Raw genomic sequence first — 18,826 nt, 5'->3', positions numbered from 1 at the left:
AAGGAAAGCATGAAGGAGCGCAGCATTCAATTTATGGAATATAAAAAATTACGCAACGAAGCGATTAGCCAGCTCGTACTGGCCTCTTCGTCACCGCGCCGGAAGGAACTGGTCGCATCGCTGGACCTTTCTTTGCCGGTTTATATTTTGTCTACTGATACGGATGAAACGATTGAAGCAGGCTGGTCGCCATCGGAAGTTGTAGAGCAGCTCAGCCTGCGCAAAGCAAAAGCAGCTATACCCCTGCTGCAACAAAAGCAGGAGGTACCAACGTCTTTAATTATTGGTGCGGACACCATTGTCGTGCTTGACGGAGATGTGCTTGGAAAGCCTGCTGACGACGAAGAGGCAAAGTCTATGCTTAGACGCCTTCAAGGCCGCTCCCATGAAGTGTATTCAGGAGTTGCTTGTGTTCTCTCTGCAAGCGGGGAAGCATTGGTTGCCCATCGCAAAACGAAGGTAATGATGAAGCCGCTTAGCGAGGATCAAATTGCTAGGTACGTTGCTACCGGCGAGCCGAGGGACAAGGCGGGCTCTTATGGCATACAAGGACTTGGAGCGACGATTGTAGAGCAAATTGACGGCTGTTATTTTAATGTCGTTGGCTTGCCGTTATCGCTTCTCTCAGACATGCTCGCTTCCTATGACATTGCTGTTTTTTAAAAGGCAACTTAATTGATTTCAATCGGATTTTTTTTCATGAATGTGGCAGGATATGAATAATTCATTTTTTCGAAGAGGCGGGATTGGGACATGTTGCCGCAACCTATGATTTTGCGTGAAGTCCCCCATGAAGAACGTCCAAGAGAGCGCATGATGAAATATGGGGCAGAAGCACTTAGCCATACCGAATTGTTAGCCATACTGCTGCGCACAGGTACGAAGCGGCAATCCGCCGTACATTTGGCAGGAACGGTTCTTAAGCAATGCGGCAGCCTGCGTAATTTAATGGATATGAGCATGGAACAATTAACAGCCATTCGAGGAATTGGACCAGCAAAGGCGATTCAGCTTCGTGCTGGCATTGAACTGGGAAGAAGAATTTCCCGGAGTCAGCTTGGTGAGACGGTTATTGTGCGCAAGCCGCAGGATGCTGCGGAATATGTGATGGAAGAGCTCCGCTATTTGAAGAAGGAGCACTTCGTATGTTTGTTTTTAAACACAAAAAACCATATTATTGCCCGCGAAACCTTATCTGTCGGTACGCTTAATGCATCGCTAGTACATCCTCGAGAAGTATTTCGTGCAGCTATTTCACGTAACAGCGCATCTATCATTTGTGTTCATAATCACCCAAGCGGCGATCCTACGCCAAGCCCGGAAGACATTGCGTTAACGGGACGTCTAGCGGAAGCTGGACAGCTAGTCGGAATAGAAGTTCTTGACCATTTGGTAATCGGTGACGGAAGATTCGTAAGTTTGAAGGAACAAGGTCATATGTAATATAATAAAGTGATGTGGCAATTAGAAGGGAGCAAGAACATGTTTGGTGGTTTTTCGAAAGATTTGGGTATTGATTTAGGAACAGCGAATACGTTGGTATTCGTCAAGGGAAAAGGAATTGTGGTAAGGGAGCCTTCCGTGGTGGCCCTTCGTACAGATACAAAAACAATTGAAGCAGTAGGCGAGCAAGCCAAAAAAATGATCGGTAGAACGCCTGGCAACATTCGTGCTGTTCGTCCGATGAAAGATGGCGTTATCGCTGATTTTGAAACAACTGCTACGATGATTAAATATTTTATTCGCCAAGCCCAGAAGCAGCGTTCTTTATTTCCTCGTCATCCAAACGTTATGGTTTGTGTGCCGTCAGGCATTACAGCGGTTGAGAAACGCGCAGTTGAGGATGCGACTAAGCAAGCTGGAGCTCGTGAGGCCTATACGATTGAAGAACCATTCGCAGCAGCGATTGGCGCTGATTTGCCTGTATGGGAGCCGACAGGCAGCATGGTAGTTGATATTGGCGGAGGTACAACAGAGGTTGCTGTTATTTCATTAGGCGGAATCGTTACGGCGAGATCCATTCGTGTAGCTGGCGACGAGATGGATGAAGCGGTTATTCAATATATTAAAAGACAATACAATCTCATGATCGGGGAACGTACATCCGAGCAGCTGAAGATGGAAATTGGTTCAGCGCTTCCACTGGATCGTCCGGAAACGATTGAAATTCGTGGACGCGATCTCGTATCGGGATTGCCTAAGACACTAGCGATTACATCCGATGAGATTACAGAAGCATTAGCAGATACCGTTAATGCCATTGTTGACGCGGTGAAAGTAACGCTGGAGAAATGCCCGCCGGAGTTGTCTGCGGACATTATGGACCGGGGTATCGTCCTCACAGGCGGCGGCGCCTTGCTGCGCAACCTGGACAAGCTGCTTCAAAGAGAGACAGGCATGCCGGTTATTGTTGCCGACAATCCGCTTGATTGTGTTGCGATCGGTACTGGCCGCTCGCTCGATAATATTCATTTATTTAAAGCAAGAAGCTCATCTCGTTCGAGACGCTAAGTTAGGTCCGATGGGGAAACGGATATGAAATGGGCAGGTGGTCGAGCTGTTTAAGCTAATGAGAAATAAGCGAATGTTTATGCTTATGATCGGGTTTATTTTATTCATAGCGGTCATCGGCTTCTCGCTAAGCGACCGCAAGGAATTATCGTGGCCGGAGAAATTTTTGAAGGATTCGGCAGCATACGTGCAGCAATGGTTCTACAAGCCCGCTGGTTATATAGCGGGCTTCTTCGAGGATATTAGTAATTTACGTACGATTTATGAAGAAAATGAGCAGCTGCGCCTTACAGCTGCAGCTTATTCTCGTGACAAGATTAATTACAATTTCGTAGAAAAAGAGAATGAACGTTTAAAGGCAGAACTCTCGTTCACACAGCGTCAGAAAGAGATGTACAATTATAATTATTTGATCGCACAGGTTATATCGATCAGCAACGATGCGAATAACCGCACGATGACGATTAACTTAGGCTCCAATAATGGTATAAAACCAAATATGGCTGTGACGACCATTGACGGTTTAATCGGTATTGTCAGCTCGGTAACTTCTTTTACAGCAGCGGTTACGCCGATTACAGAGCTTAATGAAGCATCTCCAACCTTCAACTTAATATCGGCTACTGTCATGGGACGCGAAAATGACTCATTTGGTATTTTAAGCAGCTACAACAAGGAAACATCCAGAGTTATTATGACGAAAATTGCAGAAGACGATAAAATGGATATTCAAGATACAGTTATTACATCTGGCCTAGGCGGAATTTATCCAAGAGGACTCGTTGTCGGAACGGTTGAAAACAAGCAGCTTGGCGACTTCGGCCTTACATACACGGCATCGGTCAAGCTATCAGCAAGTTTTGATCATCTGACTGAGGTATTCGTTGTTCAGGTCCCTGAAATGGAGGAAGCCGAGAAATGAGCTTGAACCGAATCATCCTGCTCATGTTGCTCTTGTTTGTTGTCGAGGGAGCAGTGATGCCGTGGATTATTCCAGCCGGCTTCGGTCAACGGATCATTCCTCACTTTGTATTTGTAATGGTCATCTTCTCAGGCCTATATAGCAGAAGGCATCTTGCACTCATGCTTGGTATAAGCTTCGGATTGCTTCAGGATATTGTATACTTTGGTCATCTGCTTGGAATTAATGCTTTTATTATGGGTTTAATGGGTTACTTTACTGGCGTATTGCTGGAGCATCGCCGTTCAACGCTTATGATGGCGATTTCTGTTGTGGGTTTTGCCTGCATCCTATATGACAGCGCCATATATTTCATTTACAAAGCATTTCGAATTACGAATGAAAGTTATGCATGGGCTCTTATCGATCATATCCTTCCTAGTTTATTTTTACAGCTGGCGTTTGCACTCTTGTGTTATGTACCGGCGCGAAAATGGTTTGAAGGGCAGACATTGGTCAAAGCAGAGAAGGATGAGGAATAAAATATTGCTGCAGGCAGGATTTTGCCCAGCTTAGCAAGAATCCATTAGGTTGGGGAGGGACGAACGTGACCGATAAGCAGCATATTATTATTAAGGGTGTAAAAGAAGGTCTCGTGTTCCTTCTCGACGATAAATGTGAATTTGCGACGCTTCTAGATGAATTGCAATACAAGCTGGAGAAGACGCATCAGCAGTTGCTCACAGGTCCCCTTGTTCACGTTCAGGTGAAGCTTGGATCCAGGCAGATTTCTGATGATGATAAAGATCGCATCAAAAACGTGATACGTTCACAAGGAAACCTAATGGTTCAATCTGTTGAGTCTGAAGCGCCTAAGATCGATCCTCAGCTCGGACAGCAACCTAATCTGCAAGTGCTCACGTCTATTATACGCTCAGGCCAAACTTATGAGCATGATGGGGATTTACTTTTAATCGGCGATTTGAATCCGGGCGGTACTTTAATGTGTACAGGTGACATCTATGTGCTGGGTGCATTGCGCGGAACCGCGCATGCTGGGATTGGCGGGAGGACGGACGTGATTATAGCGACTTCACTCATGCGGCCAACTCAGCTCCGCATTGCGGATGTAATCAGCAGGCCGCCAGAGGAATGGATGACCGGCGATGCCTCTATGGAGTTCGCCTTCTTAAGCGAAGGTAGAATGCAAATTGATAAGCTAGCGCAATTATTCCGCATACGGCATAATCCTATAATGTTTAAAGGAGTGTAGAATATGGGAGAAGCGATTGTTGTAACATCAGGAAAAGGCGGCGTCGGCAAGACGACCACTTCGGCGAACCTGGGTACCGCGCTAGCTTTACTTGGTAAGAAGGTTTGCATGGTTGATACAGATATTGGACTTCGCAATCTGGATGTGGTTATGGGACTTGAGAACCGAATCATTTATGATTTGGTTGATGTTGCCGAGGGCCGCTGCCGCTTGAATCAGGCGCTCGTAAAGGACAAGCGCTTTGAAGAGCTGTACATGCTTCCTGCCGCACAGACGAAGGATAAGGATTCTGTTACGCCTGAACAAGTTCGAAATATGATTTTAGAGCTCAAGAAAGAGCATGACTATGTTATTATTGATTGCCCAGCGGGGATTGAACATGGCTTTCGAAACGCAATTGCAGGTGCCGATCGGGCTATCGTGATTACTACACCTGAGAACGCTGCGGTGCGGGATGCCGATCGTGTAATCGGACTGCTGGAGCAGGAGAAAATACCGAGTAAGCTGATCATTAACCGGATTCGTCAAAATATGATGAAAACCGGTGAAATGTTGGATATCGATGAAATTTGTCAAGTGCTGGCAGTCGATTTGATCGGAATCGTACCTGATGATGAGAAAGTTATTTCTGCTGCAAACAGCGGAGAGCCGACAGTTATGAATCCGGCTTCACGTGCCGCAATCGCCTACCGGAACATCGCACGCCGCATACTTGGCGACATGGTTCCTCTCATGCTGCTTGATGAGAAGGCGGGAGCGTTCAAACGTTTCCGTAAGTTCCTCGGAATAGGATGATTACGACTTGCTTAACAAATTAAAAAAGCTGGATTGGGGAATTTTGATAATCTTAGTTTTCCTTATGATTATCAGTATCGTACTTGTCTATAGTGCAACTGCAAATAATCCAAAGTACGCCGGTCATGAGATCAAACAGCTGAAGTTTTACGGCTTAGGCTTTTTTGTAGCTATCGCAGCCACCTTATTTGATTATCGTATCGTTCTCAAGAGCTGGCATGTCCTTTATGGCATAGGGGTTACATTGTTGATTCTTGTTTATTTCTTTGGAGCGGTAATCAATGGGGCTAGAGGATGGTTTCAGTTTGGAGCCTTATCGTTTCAGCCTGCGGAAATGGTCAAAATTATACTCATTATCGGTATCGCTTATATTATGGGACGACGGCAAGGCGATCGGCTGACGTTCACACAAGATTTGCTTCCGATTGCAGCATTTGCTTTATTGCCGTTTATGCTCGTAATGATTCAGCCGGATCTCGGCAATGCGATCATATACGTAGTCATCGTGTTAGGGATGTTATGGATTGGGAATGTCAAATATTCTCATGTCATTACAGGGATTACCGTCGTTGTTGTAAGTCTTGTCCTTTTTGTTTCTCTGTTCAACACATTCAATCAAGAAATTTATAATTACTTGAAAGAGAATGAAATGGGACATTGGCATAAAAGGATTAATACATTCATTAATCCGGAGACGGCAACTGCAGATGACAAACATCAATCGGAAAATGCACAAATTGCAATCGGTTCAGGCGGTTTAAACGGTGACGGTTATATGCAAGGCGATATGAAAAATGGCGGTTTTGTACCTTATCCGTATTCTGACTCGATTTTTGTTGTTATTGGCGAGGAATTTGGTTTTCAAGGCGCAGCCATCTTATTGCTTCTGTATTTCCTGCTCATATATCGGATGATTATTATTGCTTTTAAATGTTATGATTTGCGAGCCTCGTACATTATTATTGGCATCGTGTCCATGTATGTGTTCCAGGTGTTCCAAAACATCGGAATGATGATTGGAATTATGCCAATTACGGGAATTACGCTGCCGTTTATTAGTTATGGAGGCACATCACTACTGCTTAATATGCTGTCAATCGGACTTGTATTCAGCATTAAGGCACATCAAGAAAAATATGAGATGGCTGACTAAAGGTTAGCCAAGCTAGAAAGCTGCTTCTGAGACGGATGTTATCCGATCTTGGGGTGGCTTTTTTTTATGATCAGCTGCGCTCGCATACTTGTCTCAATCCCCACATATCCATGTATAAAGGAACAAGCTGTCCCAAGGACGATGGAAGCGGGGGAAAAATGAGATGTTAATGAAGGATAATGAGAAGCGGCGCAATCAGCAAAAAAATCAAAATACAGGGGATCGGAACTCTGTCCCTTTACAAGAAGAGGACATATATTCAAACCCTCGCATGCCATACAAGCACGAATATTTTGATGAAGACGAGGCCGAGGAGCTTGATCCAGAGGTCGTTTGGAAAACCAATCCTAATCCATGGGCAAATTGGAAAGAGGACAAAGGGTATGTTGATAATAGAAGATTTGTAAAAGGGCCAGTTCTATCGAATGAGAACGATCCGGGATCAGGCGGCGGGAAAAATAATTATACTTTCGACAAGGAGCTGAAATGGAAGCTAGCAGTAGCATTGCTGTTATTTGGCGCGGTATGGGCTATGTTTCGATATGATACGGAATACACGCTCAAGGGACAAGCGCTCGTGAAACAAGCGCTTACGGATGAGATTGATTTTGCAGCTGCGGCTGCTTGGTATAAGGAAACGTTTGCCGGGGCTCCATCCTTTATTCCTATTTTTCAGGACAATCCTGAACCTGCAGTAGGCGCGGATGGAACGGTAAAGCTGCCTATCGTAACCCCATTGGAAGGAGGCTCGCTTGTTCGAACGTTTGCGGAGATGCTAAATGGTATAGAGCTTGCTGGAAGCTCTGAAGCAGAGGTTGTTGCGGCAGAAACGGGGCGCGTATTGCTATTATCAGATCAGAGCACGCAAGGTTCGACTATTGTTATCCAGCATGTCAACCAGCGCGTAACCGTATATGGGATGCTTGGGAAAACGAATGTTAAAGTAAACGACTGGGTTGAGGCAGGGGATTCTATCGGCAACCTGCTGAAAGCTGAAGGTACGCAGCCAAGCCTGCTATATTTTGCTGTTAAACAAAATGATTTGTATATCGATCCCGTGGGCGTGATACCGATTGATTAAATGGAAAGGAATCCTATGGTCGGTCCATCCGTTGTTCGTTATCATTATGCTTGTGTCGGTCATGACAGGATATTTTGCCGAGCTGATTACCTTGTTTTTACTCGTGCTTGTTCATGAACTCGGCCATGTTATTGTTGCTCGGGGCTATGGCTGGACGATAAAGGAAGTAAAGCTGCTTCCTTTTGGCGGTGTGGTAGAGGTTGAGGAAGCCGGAGGTGTACCTGCAAAAGAAGAAGCAATTGTAGCGATTGCGGGTCCCTTGCAAAACGTTTGGATGGGACTAGCTGCTTGGGGCTGCGGGCAGCTTGGCATATGGGACTTGGCATGGGCGGAGTATGTATGGAAAGCAAATCTAATGATCGGCTTGTTCAACCTGCTGCCTATTCACCCGCTTGACGGAGGGAAGCTGCTGCAGGCGGCATTAAGCTATACGGTTAACTATTATAAAATGCTTATTTGGAGCGCGCGAGTCAGCTTGTTTTTTAGTGTGCTGATGATCATCGTCTCCTTGCTTCCATGGTTAGTATATAAGGATGGCATTCAACTCAATCTGCTCATTGTCGGCATATTTCTTGTGATGACGAACTGGACTTATTATCGTAATGTTCCATATTTGTTTTATCGTTTTCTGATGTACCGGGAAAGGATCACGCTGCAGGCGCTGAGGCTCGGTCACATTGCAAGTCCTATAATCGTAAGCGGCAAGCAGTCAATCATCTCGGTAGCAAGACTCTTTCAAAGGGAGCGATATCATTTGATATACATGGTGGAGTCGCACAGCAAGGAGGTCAGAGTGCTGCCGGAGCAGAAAATTGTAGAAGGCTGTTTGTCCGAAAATAATCCGAATCGTGCAGTATCGGAACTTTTCAGTTAAAATAGATGAAAAGCGTACGGGCAGGTGATATTCAGGAATGAAGCAAATGTTGATGCACGTTAACGGTGAAATGCTGCAAACCGCTGTACTGGAAAATGGCCGCCTAGTCGAATTTTTTATGGAAAAATCAAAAGCAAGCAGTTTGGTTGGCAATGTTTATAAAGGTCGTGTCGTGAACGTGCTGCCTGGCATGCAGGCGGCTTTCGTAGATGTAGGACTAGCTAAAAATGCATTTTTGTACATTGATGAGCTGCTCCACCCTCATTTGGAAAAACAGCCAGCTGAAAAGCCGCTCATTCAAAATATAATCAAGCCTGGACAGGAATTGCTCGTACAAGTTATGAAGGAGCCGCTGGGTGGCAAAGGCGCCCGTGTCACTACACATTTTTCACTGCCTGGCCGGTTTCTTGTTTATATGCCAAATGCCGATTATATAGGCGTTTCCAAAAAAATCAGTTCCGAAAGCGAGCGGTCGAGATTGCGAGCCATCGGCGAGAAGCTGCGTGAGCTGGAGGAAGGCATTATTTTACGAACGGCGGCTGGCGCTGAAAGCGAGCTGTCTTTGCATGCCGATGTCGCTGGGTTAAGAGAGATTTGGCAAAGCATCTCGGAACGAAGCGTGGAAGCGACTGCGCCAAGCGAGCTGCATAGGGAGGCAGGTCTCATGCGGCGGGCTGTACGAGACACGCTTACGATGGATATGGATGAAATATGGATAGACAATGCGGAGAGGTTTCAGGAAGCGTCAGCACTGCTGGAGGAAATGACCCCTCAGCTTCGTGAGCGGTTAAAATGTTTTGAATCAAGGCAAGGCAATTCTTTATTTGATACGTATCGTGTGACGGAGCAGGTAACGAGAGCGTTCGAGCGCAAAATTCAGCTTACCTGCGGGGGGCATCTCATATGGGAAGAGACGGAAGCTCTTACGGTTATAGATGTGAACACAGGCAGATTTATTGGGACATCCGGCCTTGAGGACACTGTGTTCCGCACGAATATGGAAGCAGCAGACGAGATTGCAAGATTGCTCCGAGTTCGAGATGTAGGCGGCATTATTATTATTGATTTTATTGATATGGAGCAGGACAACCATCGCGAGCAGGTTATGCAAAGACTCGTAGAGAAAGCGCGCAATGATCAAACCAAATGTACGATTTTGGGCTGGACAAAGCTCGGATTAATTGAAATGACGCGTAAAAAGGCTCGTGAGAATGCTGTCCATCAACTGATCGAGCGCTGTGAGAGCTGCGGAGCGCAAATAAAATGATCAGAGTTGTATAAATAGTTTAAATTTTCTTGTTGGATGAATTGATATAGCTTGCATAGTATGGTACAATCTTTGGGTGTGTGTCTCGTACCTCATTGGAATGGGACGTACAAGTACCGCTCCGATTGGGTAAACAAGCGTTTGCGGCGCATGCCGTGAGCCACCTGAATTAGGCGAGTCTTCGAAAATAAGGAGGTGCACCAACAATGTTCGCAATTATCGTAACTGGCGGCAAGCAATACAAAGTTCAGGAAGGCGATGTAATCTACATCGAAAAACTGGATTCTGAAGCAGGCGAAAGCGTAACGTTTGATCGTGTTTTGGCGGTTTCTAAAGGTGACGGTCTTGTAACTGGAACTCCGGTTGTTTCCGGCGCTACAGTAACAGGCAAAGTCGAGAAACAAGGCAAAGGCCAAAAAATCATCGTTTACAAATACAAAGCCAAAAAGAACTATCGTCGTAAGCAAGGTCATCGTCAACCGTTCACAAAAGTAACAATCGAGAAAATCCAAGCGTAAGAGGAATTTCTATGATAACAGTTACCTTTGTACGAAGAGCCGCTGACAGACGTATCGTATCATTTGCGGTCGAAGGACATGCTAAATATGCGAAGCCCGGCAAAGATATCGTTTGTGCGGGTGTATCAGCCATATCGGTTGGTACCGTTAACGCGATTGAAGCTCTAGCGGGAGAGGAGCTCCCTGCCAAGATGAAGAACGGCTGGCTATCGTCGGATATTCCGACGCTTGCAGACGAGGCTTCAGACGGCCGGATGCAGCTGCTGCTGGAATCGATGGCGGTTATGCTTGACACTATTGCAAAATCATACGGCAAGCATGTCGTTATTCATGAACATCTTAATGCGTAGGCATTCGGTGCAGGTTTGTTTTACAAGCCTCTAGTTCATGCTTACGGTGCAGCTTTGCTCACCAATCCTTTAGAAGGAGGGAATAACTATGTTGAAACTGAATCTTCAGCTCTTCGCTTCGAAGAAAGGTGTAGGTTCCACTAGAAACGGACGTGACTCACAGTCGAAACGCCTTGGCGCTAAACGTGCTGACGGTCAAACCGTATCTGCTGGAAGCATCTTGTTTCGTCAACGCGGAACAAAAATTCACCCAGGAACTAACGTAGGCATCGGGAAAGACGATACGCTTTTTGCATTAGTAGAAGGCGTAGTGAAGTTCGAACGTTGGGGACGCGACCGCAAAAAAGTGAGCGTGTATCCAGCTGTTCTTGCTCCGGTAGCTGCAGCAGTAGAAGCTTAATACAACCTTATATATGCAACAAGCCCCGGCCTGCATCGCTTGGCCGGGTTTTTTTATTCCATGGCTGATGACCGTAGGACGGCTGCGTGATATACTGGATAAGCAAGCAAAAATGCCTAAGGCGTCTTGGACGCTGAAGCAGCTTTGACGGGAAAATATAATGTATACGTTGTTATATTTTCGGGAAATACGAAGAAAGTAGGTTTAATCGATGGGACGCTTAACAACGGTGAAATATTACGCGGGGGCAACCATTTTGTTGCCATGCGCCGCTGTATTTATTTGGCCCAATCAAGTGTGGTTAACTGCTGTCTTTCTCGTTTGGCTTATAGCTGTTGCGACTTACTGGATACGAACGGAACGGAAAGAGCACGCAGAGCGGACTGCGCGAACGATTCAATCGTTGCAAAACTCTGCAATACGAACTCTCAATCATCATCGTCATGACTGGATGAACGACCTGCAAGTCGTGTTTGGCTATATTAGGCTCAAAAAGCTGGATAAAGCCGCCGAGTATGTGGAGAAAATAAGTGAACGGATGGCTGTGGAGAGCAGTATATCCAAGCTAGGTGTTCCATCACTGATTAGTTATATTCAATCGTTTCGTACGATATCGAATTCGCTGGAGTTACAAATTGTAATTAAAGGCGACATTCATTTAAACGAAATAACGGCAGATGCCGATCAAATAGCCGAAACGCTCATTCATACGATTAACGCATATCGGTTTGCGGCTAAGCCTGGCTATGGTAATGCTGCTGTTCTTACGCTTACGCTATCGCTGGATGAGGATGCACTGTATGCAGCCTTCTATTATGATGGCGAACTAATCAATGAACAGCAATGGAAGCAAAAAATACAACAGCAGTTGGAAGGCGCGCCAATGCAGCCGATCAACTTCGAGCAGCCGTATGCAAAGGTGTTGCTGAGGGCGGAAATGCGCGCATGAACGGGGGCACATCATGTTTGTCGATAAAGCGAAGATATTTGTAAAAGGCGGCGACGGAGGCGATGGTATCGTTTCTTTTCGCCGTGAGAAGTATGTAGAGCAGGGCGGTCCTGCAGGTGGCGACGGAGGCCGAGGCGGCGACTTGATATTTCAAGTTGACGAGGGTCTGCGTACACTGATGGACTTCCGCTATCAGAAGCATTTCAAGGCTGATCGCGGCGAGCGCGGAAAAGTAAAAAGCATGCACGGAGCGGGTGCTGATGATACAATCGTACGGATTCCGCCCGGTACAATAATCGTTGATGACGATACGCAAGAAATTATTGCGGATATGACTCGTCACGGTCAACAAATCGTTATTGCAAAAGGCGGACGCGGCGGACGCGGCAACATTCGCTTCGCTACGCAAAACAATCCAGCTCCTTATATTTCGGAGAACGGTGAAGAAGGACAAGAGCGCTGGGTTGTTCTTGAGCTAAAAGTAATGGCAGATGTAGGCCTTGTTGGTTTCCCAAGCGTAGGCAAATCAACCCTGCTATCTGTCGTTTCTGGCGCTAAGCCGAAGATCGGCGCTTATCACTTTACGACCATTACACCGAATCTAGGTGTCGTTGACGTTGGGGATAGTCGCAGCTTTGTAATGGCTGACTTGCCTGGGCTTATCGAAGGAGCGCATGAAGGCGTTGGTCTGGGTCATGAGTTTCTTCGTCACGTAGAGCGGACGAGGGTTATCGTTCATGTCATCGACATGTCAGCGTCTGAAGGCCGCGATCCTTTTGATGATTGGGTGAAAATCAACGAGGAGCTTGTTCTCTATAATGAGAAGTTAGCAGATCGTCCACAAATTATTGCTGCAAACAAAATGGACATGCCGGATTCTGAGGAGCAGCTTGAGTTGTTCAAGCAAAAGCTCGCAGAAGTTAGCGGTGAACGTCAATATGAAATTTTGCCAATCTCCTCGCTAACGAAAAAAGGCGTACAGGAGCTACTATATAAAGCGGCTGATATTCTTGATACGGTTTCAGAGGAAGTTGAAATCGCGGATGTGAAAGATGTTGCTGAGCGTAAAGTTTATACGTATGAGAAGCGCGAAGAAACGACTTTCACCATCCATAAGGAAGATGAAGTGTTCGTTATTGTTAGTGCTGGCATTAGCAACTACATGAAACGGATGAATTTGACTTCTTATGATGCTGTTATGCGTTTTGCACGCACGATGCGCAAAATGGGTGTCGATGCCGAGCTTCGCAAGATGGGGGCAAAAGACGGCGATATGGTTCAAATCGGCGACTTTGCTTTTGAATTCTTCGAGGGCAGCGACTATAATCCGAATGGCTAGAGCATTCGCATATATTAACAAATGAAGACGGCGAAAGCCGTCTTTTCTTGTTTTGCCTATTGCCCCAAACTGTATATTTCGATATAATGTCCACTATAGGTGAACAATTGTCTTTTTGAGGAGGACGTATAGTGACGAAACGCTATTATGTCGTTCGAGAGGATATTTTACCGGAAGCGATTATGAAGACGATACAAGTGAAGGAGATGCTTGGCCGAGGTGATGCGGCAACCGTACATGAGGCGGTTGAACGTGTTGGACTTAGCCGAAGCGCTTTTTATAAGTATAAAGATGGTGTCTACGCGCTAAATGAGCTGGAACGAGAACGTATTGCGACCATTTCTATGGATTTGGAGCATCGTTCAGGCGTACTCTCCAACGTACTTAGCATGGTGGCGAGCCAAGATGGCAATGTGCTGACGATGAATCAGTCCATTCCGCTCCAAGGTTTCGCTAATGTCGTCATTTCGGTCGATATTTCGCAGCTTTCCGGAGAACTGTCATCGCTGGTTGAAATGCTTCGCAGTCAACCAGGCGTGCGTAAAGCTTCGGTCATCGGACAAGGATAACAGAATTGATAATGGAGGGTATATATGAAGCCGGTTAAAGTTGGTTTATTAGGTCTTGGTACAGTTGGTACAGGTGTAGTTCGAATTGTTGAGGGGCATCAGGATGATTTGGCTAGTCAGGTCGGTTCGCCGATCGTAATTGAGAAGGTGCTCGTTCAAGATAAAAGCAAATCGCGTAATATTGCTGTGGATGCAAGCAAGCTGACTGAGGATCCTTGGGAAGTCATCCGCCATCCTGAAATTGATGTTATCGTTGAGGTTATGGGTGGAATTGGGCTTACGAAAGAATATATACTAGAAGCGCTGTCCCTCGGCAAACATGTCGTAACGGCAAATAAAGATTTGATGGCAATGCACGGTCCAGAAATATTGGCCAAAGCCAAAGAAAACCGCTGCGATGTTTTGTATGAAGCGAGCGTAGCCGGCGGTATTCCGATTATTCGTACACTTGTCGAAGGTTTCGCCTCCGACCGCATTAATAAAATTATGGGCATTGTGAACGGCACAACGAATTTTATTTTGACAAAGATGAGTCAAGAAGGCGCTTCGTATCTAGATGTGCTTAAAGAAGCGCAGGAGCTTGGTTATGCGGAGTCAGACCCGACATCAGATGTCGAAGGACTTGATGCAGCGCGCAAAATGACAATTCTTGCTACGATCGGATTCCGTGCCAATGTTGCGCTTGAGGATGTATCCGTTCAAGGCATTTCTTCGGTATCCAAAGAAGATATTTTGTACGCGAAGCGTCTTGGCTATGAAGTGAAGCTGCTTGGTATCGCAGAGCGTCAGGATGATTTGATCAGCATCAGCGTTCAACCAACGATGGTGAAGCAATCGCATCCTATCGCATCGGTAAACGGCGTGTTTAACGCGGTTTATGTATATGGCGAAGCTGTTGGTGAAACGATGTTCTACGGTGCAGGCGCAGGTGAGCTTCCGACTGCTACGTCGATCGTATCCGATTTGGTGGCTGTTGTAAAAAACCTGAAGCTTGGTGTGAACGGCATGCAAGGAAGCCTTGCTTATAAAGAGAAGAAGCTCAAGACTGACGAGCAGATCTCATCTAAATATTTCATTTTGCTTAAAGTGGCAGATCGTGCCGGTGTACTAGCGCGCATAACGCAAGTATTCGCTGACTTTGAGGTCAGCTTGGAGTCGGTATTGCAGCAGCCGACACCGTCTAATCCGGAAGCTGAGATCATCATCATCACTCATGACGCGAACAAAGCAGCTATCCAGAAGGTGCTTGCTAAGTTTGACTCGCTGGATGTCGTTCATAAAGTGAAAAGCGTCTATCGCGTAGAAGGATAAATCTTATGAACAATCGCAGAGTAATCGTAAAAATACCAGCAAGTACAGCAAATCTCGGACCAGGATTTGATACGCTTGGGATGGCTCTTTCGCTATACGCTTGGATTGAAATGAGCATCTCTGAACAAACGAAATTCCAGTTTTACGGTGATCAAATGAATGGATTGCCAAAGGACAAAACGAATTTAATCTATAAGGTTGCACAGCTTGTGTTCAAAGAAGCTGGCGTATCCGTGCCAGAGCTCTCGATTTCGATGCACAGCGATATTCCGCTCACTCGTGGACTAGGCAGCAGCGCGTCTGCAATCGTAGGCGCCCTGGTTGCTGCGAACGCATTGATTGGCAGTCCGCTCACGGATGACAAGCTGTTCCAAATGGCAACAGCGCTGGAAGGCCATCCGGACAATGTCGGCGCGTCACTATACGGCGGCATTGTCGTCTCGGCTTGGGATGGGGAGCGAGCAGATTATGTGAGAATTGAGCCGCATCAAAGGCTGAAGACGCTTGTCGCGATTCCAGCCTTTCAGCTGTCGACGGAGAAGGCGCGTCATGCGCTTCCGTCTTCAATCAGTATGGCTGACGCCATATTTAACGTCAGCCGCAGCTCTTTGCTCGTCGCAGCGCTTGCTGGCGGCGAGCTAGGTATGATTCGCCATGCGATGAAGGATCGGCTGCACCAGCCTTACCGTGCAGCCCTGATTCCCGGCATGGCAACTATACTGGAGCGCGCGGTAGAGCACGGCGCGCTTGGTGCTGCGCTAAGCGGAGCAGGGCCGACGCTGATTGCATTTGTTGAGGATACGGAAGCCGGTGCTGCACACAGCTCGGGCGAATCCATGCTTGAAACATTTCTGCTTGATACGCTGAAGCAGGAGGGCATTGAAGCGAATACGCTATGGCTGTCGCCAAGCGCTCAAGGTCCTCAAATTACGATAGAGGAAATTTCTTCGCAGCCTGCGATTCCTCTTCCGGATCGAATTAAAGGAGATATGAAGCGATGAAGACGATAGCGGTTTTACCTGCTGGCTCCGTATCGGATGAGGCAGCAAGACATTTATTCCGCGGTGAAGAAATAAACTGGAAGCATCACCGGCTAATATCCGATGTGTTCCTGTCTACTGTCAATGGAATAAGTGATTACAGCATCATTCCGATCGAGAATACGATTGAGGGTTCTGTTAGCCTTCATATGGATTGGCTTGTACATGAGGTTGATATTCCGATTCAAGCGGAGTGGGTGTACCCCTCCATTCAAAATTTGATCGGCCGGCAATCTGAGCTGTTAAACGATAATGGGGAAATGGACTACTCACGTATTACTAAAGTGATCAGCCATCCTGTAGCGATCGCACAGTGCTTGCAATTTCTGCGTACACATCTTCCGCATGCGGTTACAGAACATGTCAGCAGTACAGCTGAGGGCGTTAGAATCGTTCAAAACAACCCGAATGCCGGTTTGGCAGCTATTGGTACGATGACAGCTGCTGCGAACGAGAAGCTTGATGTTCTTGCGAGTGAGATTACAGATCATGATAATAATTACACTCGTTTTTTGCTGGTCGGATCAGAGCCCTATACCGATCGTAAATCCGATAAAATAAAAACGAGCATCTTAATTACATTGCCAGAGGATTACCCGGGAGCGCTACACCAGGTTCTTTCTGCTTTTGCATGGCGCAAAATCAACTTGACCCGAATTGAATCGCGCCCGACGAAGAAGAAGCTCGGCAATTATTATTTCTTCATCGACATTGATATGGCTCTTGATACCGTTCTGCTTCCTTCAGCCATTCAAGAAATTGAAGCAATCGGATGTCAGGTTCGCGTATTAGGAAGCTATCCAAGCTTTACTGAATTCAAGAAATAAGCATAGCTGGTTGCTCTAAAGCGTAGAATGAAACGATACATGAATAGAAAGCCGAGTTCACTCTGATGGGTGAACTCGGCTTTTTACTATTTTTTTTGTGAAAGTGGAGACACCTGCCCATATTCTGCATAGGATGTAAGGATTGATAATAGGCATTAGCAGTGCCTGGTTATTCAGAACGTGACAGGAGGTTAACAACGAGTGAAAATCCATATTGTGAAGAAGGGCGAGTCGTTATACTTTATCGGCCAAAAGTATAATGTATCGCTCGAAGAGCTTTTGAAGCTGAACCCGGGTATTACGAATCCGGACGCCATTGATGTTGGCATGAAGCTGAAAATTCCTTCAAGCCAAACGGGCGGCGCAGGAGGTGGAATGGACATCATGCATCAGCATATTGTGAAACAAGGTGATACCCTTTGGAAGCTCTCGAAAGCTTGGGGCGTGCCGCTCGCGGATATGATTAAAGCGAATCCGCAGCTCAAAAATCCGAATGTATTGCTTACTGGTGAAGTTGTGAATATTCCTAAAGTAGGCGAAACCATGACTGAAGGAACTGGTGGCCAAAGTACTGGAGGTACTGGACAACAAGCTGGACAGAGCGTGGCACAAAACACGGGAGGTCATCACGCCCTTCACCCAAGCTCAATCATGCAAGGGGTACAGGGCTGGGTCGGAAAGCTTTCTACAGCGCCTATTATTGGAAAAACACCAACAGCTCCAATTGCAGGCAAGACGCCAACTGCGCCTATTGCACCAGCACCGGTAGCCCCTGCTCCTGAAACGCCTGTTGCACCTGTTCAAGAGAAAAAACCAACAGCACCTATTGTGAAGCCAGTAGAACCAGCTCCTCTTCCTGCCCCTAAGGCGGCAGCAGTTGAGCCAGCCAAAAAGGCGCTGCCGATCGAAAAGCCTGTTGAGAAAAAGCTAAAACCGATTCATTCCGAATACAAGCCAAATGTTGATTTATTCAAGCAATATGGCATCCCAGCAACCGAAGCATTATCCTTGTATGATTTGCCAAAAGCACCTGAAGCAATCTCGCCAGCTGCACAGCAGCCTACTTACGGAGGATATGGGCATCATCAGCCAATGATGACTATGCCGGCTCAGATGGGATATGGTTACGGTCAACCGATGACCATGCCAATTCAGTCGGGGTATGGATTTGGTCAACCAATGACCATGCCTGCTCACATGGAACATGGCTACGGTTACGGAGATTGGCATCAACCTGTGCCATTCGGAAGTACGGTAAGCCCAATGCATGAAGGCATCGAGGCGCCATTTGAGTGTCCGCCGGGGATGGTATTTGTCGGCAGTTACCCATCTCCATCCAGCATGCCTATGGGCGTTGGCCCTGAATGGGGCTATGGTTATCCCATGATAAATCCACTCCAGCATGGCATGCAGGAAAATGGTCAAATGGTAGCCGGAACTTCTGCTTTCCCGAACCAAAGCATGGTATCGCCGCTGGCAACACAGCCAAACCAGGGCATGGTATCGCCGCTGGCAACACAGCCGAACCAAGGGGTGGTATCGCCGCTGGCAACACAGCCGAACCAAGGCATGGTATCGCCGCTGGCAACACAGCCGAACCAAGGCATGGTATCGCCGCTGGCAACACAGCCGAACCAAGGCATGGTATCGCCGCTGGCAACACAGCCG

21 protein-coding genes are annotated in these 18,826 nt (G+C 46.7%); all 21 read left to right on the top strand.

What is annotated here, in order from left to right; all coding sequences use genetic code 11:
- Positions 1-33 precede the first annotated feature (33 nt).
- Positions 34-663 carry a Maf family protein gene (locus tag AB4Z45_RS29055; protein ID WP_076270876.1) on the top strand — a complete coding sequence of 210 codons (630 nt, stop codon included), beginning with the start codon at positions 34-36 and terminating at the stop codon, positions 661-663.
- Between the two features lie 90 nt (positions 664-753).
- On the top strand, positions 754-1,443 hold the full coding sequence (gene radC / locus AB4Z45_RS29050) for a RadC family protein (protein ID WP_441912829.1): 690 nt from the start codon (positions 754-756) through the stop codon (positions 1,441-1,443).
- 39 nt (positions 1,444-1,482) lie between these two features.
- Positions 1,483-2,511, top strand: coding sequence for a rod shape-determining protein (locus AB4Z45_RS29045; protein ID WP_076270859.1), 1,029 nt, complete (start codon positions 1,483-1,485; stop codon positions 2,509-2,511).
- Between the two features lie 73 nt (positions 2,512-2,584).
- Complete coding sequence (mreC, locus tag AB4Z45_RS29040) at positions 2,585-3,433, top strand: rod shape-determining protein MreC (RefSeq protein WP_441912828.1); 849 nt, start codon at positions 2,585-2,587, stop codon at positions 3,431-3,433.
- Positions 3,430-3,954 carry a rod shape-determining protein MreD gene (mreD, locus tag AB4Z45_RS29035; RefSeq protein ID WP_441912827.1) on the top strand — a complete coding sequence of 175 codons (525 nt, stop codon included), beginning with the start codon at positions 3,430-3,432 and terminating at the stop codon, positions 3,952-3,954. The genes mreC and mreD overlap by 4 nt, the downstream gene beginning before the upstream one ends.
- Positions 3,955-4,019: 65 nt before the next feature.
- A complete protein-coding gene (locus AB4Z45_RS29030) occupies positions 4,020-4,685 on the top strand; it encodes a septum site-determining protein MinC (RefSeq protein ID WP_076270856.1) in 666 nt (221 codons plus the stop codon).
- Between the two features lie 3 nt (positions 4,686-4,688).
- Positions 4,689-5,480: a septum site-determining protein MinD gene (gene minD, locus AB4Z45_RS29025; protein ID WP_054027234.1), complete on the top strand. Its 792-nt coding sequence runs from the start codon at positions 4,689-4,691 to the stop codon at positions 5,478-5,480.
- Between the two features lie 7 nt (positions 5,481-5,487).
- Positions 5,488-6,633 (top strand): FtsW/RodA/SpoVE family cell cycle protein, encoded by a 1,146-nt coding sequence (locus AB4Z45_RS29020; protein ID WP_441912826.1) that lies wholly within the window; start codon positions 5,488-5,490, stop codon positions 6,631-6,633.
- A gap of 163 nt (positions 6,634-6,796) precedes the next feature.
- Positions 6,797-7,714: a peptidoglycan DD-metalloendopeptidase family protein gene (locus AB4Z45_RS29015; RefSeq protein ID WP_441912825.1), complete on the top strand. Its 918-nt coding sequence runs from the start codon at positions 6,797-6,799 to the stop codon at positions 7,712-7,714.
- A complete protein-coding gene (locus AB4Z45_RS29010; RefSeq protein WP_441912824.1) occupies positions 7,707-8,588 on the top strand; it encodes a M50 family metallopeptidase in 882 nt (293 codons plus the stop codon). The genes AB4Z45_RS29015 and AB4Z45_RS29010 overlap by 8 nt, the downstream gene beginning before the upstream one ends.
- A gap of 37 nt (positions 8,589-8,625) precedes the next feature.
- The gene (locus AB4Z45_RS29005; RefSeq protein WP_441912823.1) at positions 8,626-9,855 is read left to right on the top strand and encodes an Rne/Rng family ribonuclease; all 1,230 of its coding nucleotides are present in this window, start codon (positions 8,626-8,628) and stop codon (positions 9,853-9,855) included.
- Between the two features lie 206 nt (positions 9,856-10,061).
- Positions 10,062-10,373, top strand: a complete 312-nt coding sequence (rplU, locus tag AB4Z45_RS29000; RefSeq protein ID WP_053374798.1) for a 50S ribosomal protein L21 — start codon at positions 10,062-10,064, stop codon at positions 10,371-10,373.
- 11 nt (positions 10,374-10,384) lie between these two features.
- Positions 10,385-10,723 carry a ribosomal-processing cysteine protease Prp gene (locus AB4Z45_RS28995; protein ID WP_054027239.1) on the top strand — a complete coding sequence of 113 codons (339 nt, stop codon included), beginning with the start codon at positions 10,385-10,387 and terminating at the stop codon, positions 10,721-10,723.
- 88 nt (positions 10,724-10,811) lie between these two features.
- Entirely contained in the window at positions 10,812-11,123 is a 312-nt protein-coding gene (gene rpmA, locus AB4Z45_RS28990) for a 50S ribosomal protein L27 (RefSeq protein ID WP_076270851.1), read from the top strand.
- Positions 11,124-11,334: 211 nt separating this feature from the next.
- A complete protein-coding gene (locus AB4Z45_RS28985) occupies positions 11,335-12,072 on the top strand; it encodes a Spo0B domain-containing protein (RefSeq protein ID WP_441912822.1) in 738 nt (245 codons plus the stop codon).
- A 13-nt stretch (positions 12,073-12,085) separates the two neighbouring features.
- Positions 12,086-13,411, top strand: a complete 1,326-nt coding sequence (gene obgE / locus AB4Z45_RS28980; protein WP_076270849.1) for a GTPase ObgE — start codon at positions 12,086-12,088, stop codon at positions 13,409-13,411.
- Between the two features lie 131 nt (positions 13,412-13,542).
- A complete protein-coding gene (locus AB4Z45_RS28975) occupies positions 13,543-13,980 on the top strand; it encodes an ACT domain-containing protein (protein ID WP_076270848.1) in 438 nt (145 codons plus the stop codon).
- A 24-nt stretch (positions 13,981-14,004) separates the two neighbouring features.
- Positions 14,005-15,291, top strand: coding sequence for a homoserine dehydrogenase (locus AB4Z45_RS28970; RefSeq protein ID WP_076270847.1), 1,287 nt, complete (start codon positions 14,005-14,007; stop codon positions 15,289-15,291).
- A 5-nt stretch (positions 15,292-15,296) separates the two neighbouring features.
- Positions 15,297-16,292, top strand: coding sequence for a homoserine kinase (gene thrB, locus AB4Z45_RS28965; RefSeq protein WP_441912821.1), 996 nt, complete (start codon positions 15,297-15,299; stop codon positions 16,290-16,292).
- Positions 16,289-17,158 (top strand): prephenate dehydratase, encoded by an 870-nt coding sequence (gene pheA, locus AB4Z45_RS28960; protein WP_430057746.1) that lies wholly within the window; start codon positions 16,289-16,291, stop codon positions 17,156-17,158. Before thrB ends, pheA begins: the two co-directional genes overlap by 4 nt.
- Before the next feature lie 201 nt (positions 17,159-17,359).
- On the top strand, positions 17,360-18,826 hold a 1,467-nt coding region (locus AB4Z45_RS28955; RefSeq protein WP_441912820.1), incomplete at its 3' end, for a LysM peptidoglycan-binding domain-containing protein.

Source organism: Paenibacillus sp. MCAF9 (genome assembly GCF_052114265.1).
Classification (GTDB): domain Bacteria; phylum Bacillota; class Bacilli; order Paenibacillales; family Paenibacillaceae; genus Pristimantibacillus.
This window is presented reverse-complemented; position numbering and strand designations above follow the sequence as displayed.

Bases quoted from the DNA above. Each gene is read 5' to 3' on its own strand.
- minD (WP_054027234.1), top strand. From the start codon at position 4,689: ATGGGAGAAGCGATTGTTGTAACATCAGGAAAAGGCGGCGTCGGCAAG.
- obgE (WP_076270849.1), top strand. From the start codon at position 12,086: ATGTTTGTCGATAAAGCGAAGATATTTGTAAAAGGCGGCGACGGAGGC.
- thrB (WP_441912821.1), top strand. From the start codon at position 15,297: ATGAACAATCGCAGAGTAATCGTAAAAATACCAGCAAGTACAGCAAAT.
- AB4Z45_RS29045 (WP_076270859.1), top strand. From the start codon at position 1,483: ATGTTTGGTGGTTTTTCGAAAGATTTGGGTATTGATTTAGGAACAGCG.
- AB4Z45_RS29055 (WP_076270876.1), top strand. From the start codon at position 34: ATGGAATATAAAAAATTACGCAACGAAGCGATTAGCCAGCTCGTACTG.
- mreC (WP_441912828.1), top strand. From the start codon at position 2,585: ATGTTTATGCTTATGATCGGGTTTATTTTATTCATAGCGGTCATCGGC.
- pheA (WP_430057746.1), top strand. From the start codon at position 16,289: ATGAAGACGATAGCGGTTTTACCTGCTGGCTCCGTATCGGATGAGGCA.
- radC (WP_441912829.1), top strand. From the start codon at position 754: ATGTTGCCGCAACCTATGATTTTGCGTGAAGTCCCCCATGAAGAACGT.
- mreD (WP_441912827.1), top strand. From the start codon at position 3,430: ATGAGCTTGAACCGAATCATCCTGCTCATGTTGCTCTTGTTTGTTGTC.
- rplU (WP_053374798.1), top strand. From the start codon at position 10,062: ATGTTCGCAATTATCGTAACTGGCGGCAAGCAATACAAAGTTCAGGAA.
- AB4Z45_RS28985 (WP_441912822.1), top strand. From the start codon at position 11,335: ATGGGACGCTTAACAACGGTGAAATATTACGCGGGGGCAACCATTTTG.
- AB4Z45_RS29015 (WP_441912825.1), top strand. From the start codon at position 6,797: ATGTTAATGAAGGATAATGAGAAGCGGCGCAATCAGCAAAAAAATCAA.
- AB4Z45_RS28995 (WP_054027239.1), top strand. From the start codon at position 10,385: ATGATAACAGTTACCTTTGTACGAAGAGCCGCTGACAGACGTATCGTA.
- AB4Z45_RS29005 (WP_441912823.1), top strand. From the start codon at position 8,626: ATGAAGCAAATGTTGATGCACGTTAACGGTGAAATGCTGCAAACCGCT.
- rpmA (WP_076270851.1), top strand. From the start codon at position 10,812: ATGTTGAAACTGAATCTTCAGCTCTTCGCTTCGAAGAAAGGTGTAGGT.
- AB4Z45_RS28970 (WP_076270847.1), top strand. From the start codon at position 14,005: ATGAAGCCGGTTAAAGTTGGTTTATTAGGTCTTGGTACAGTTGGTACA.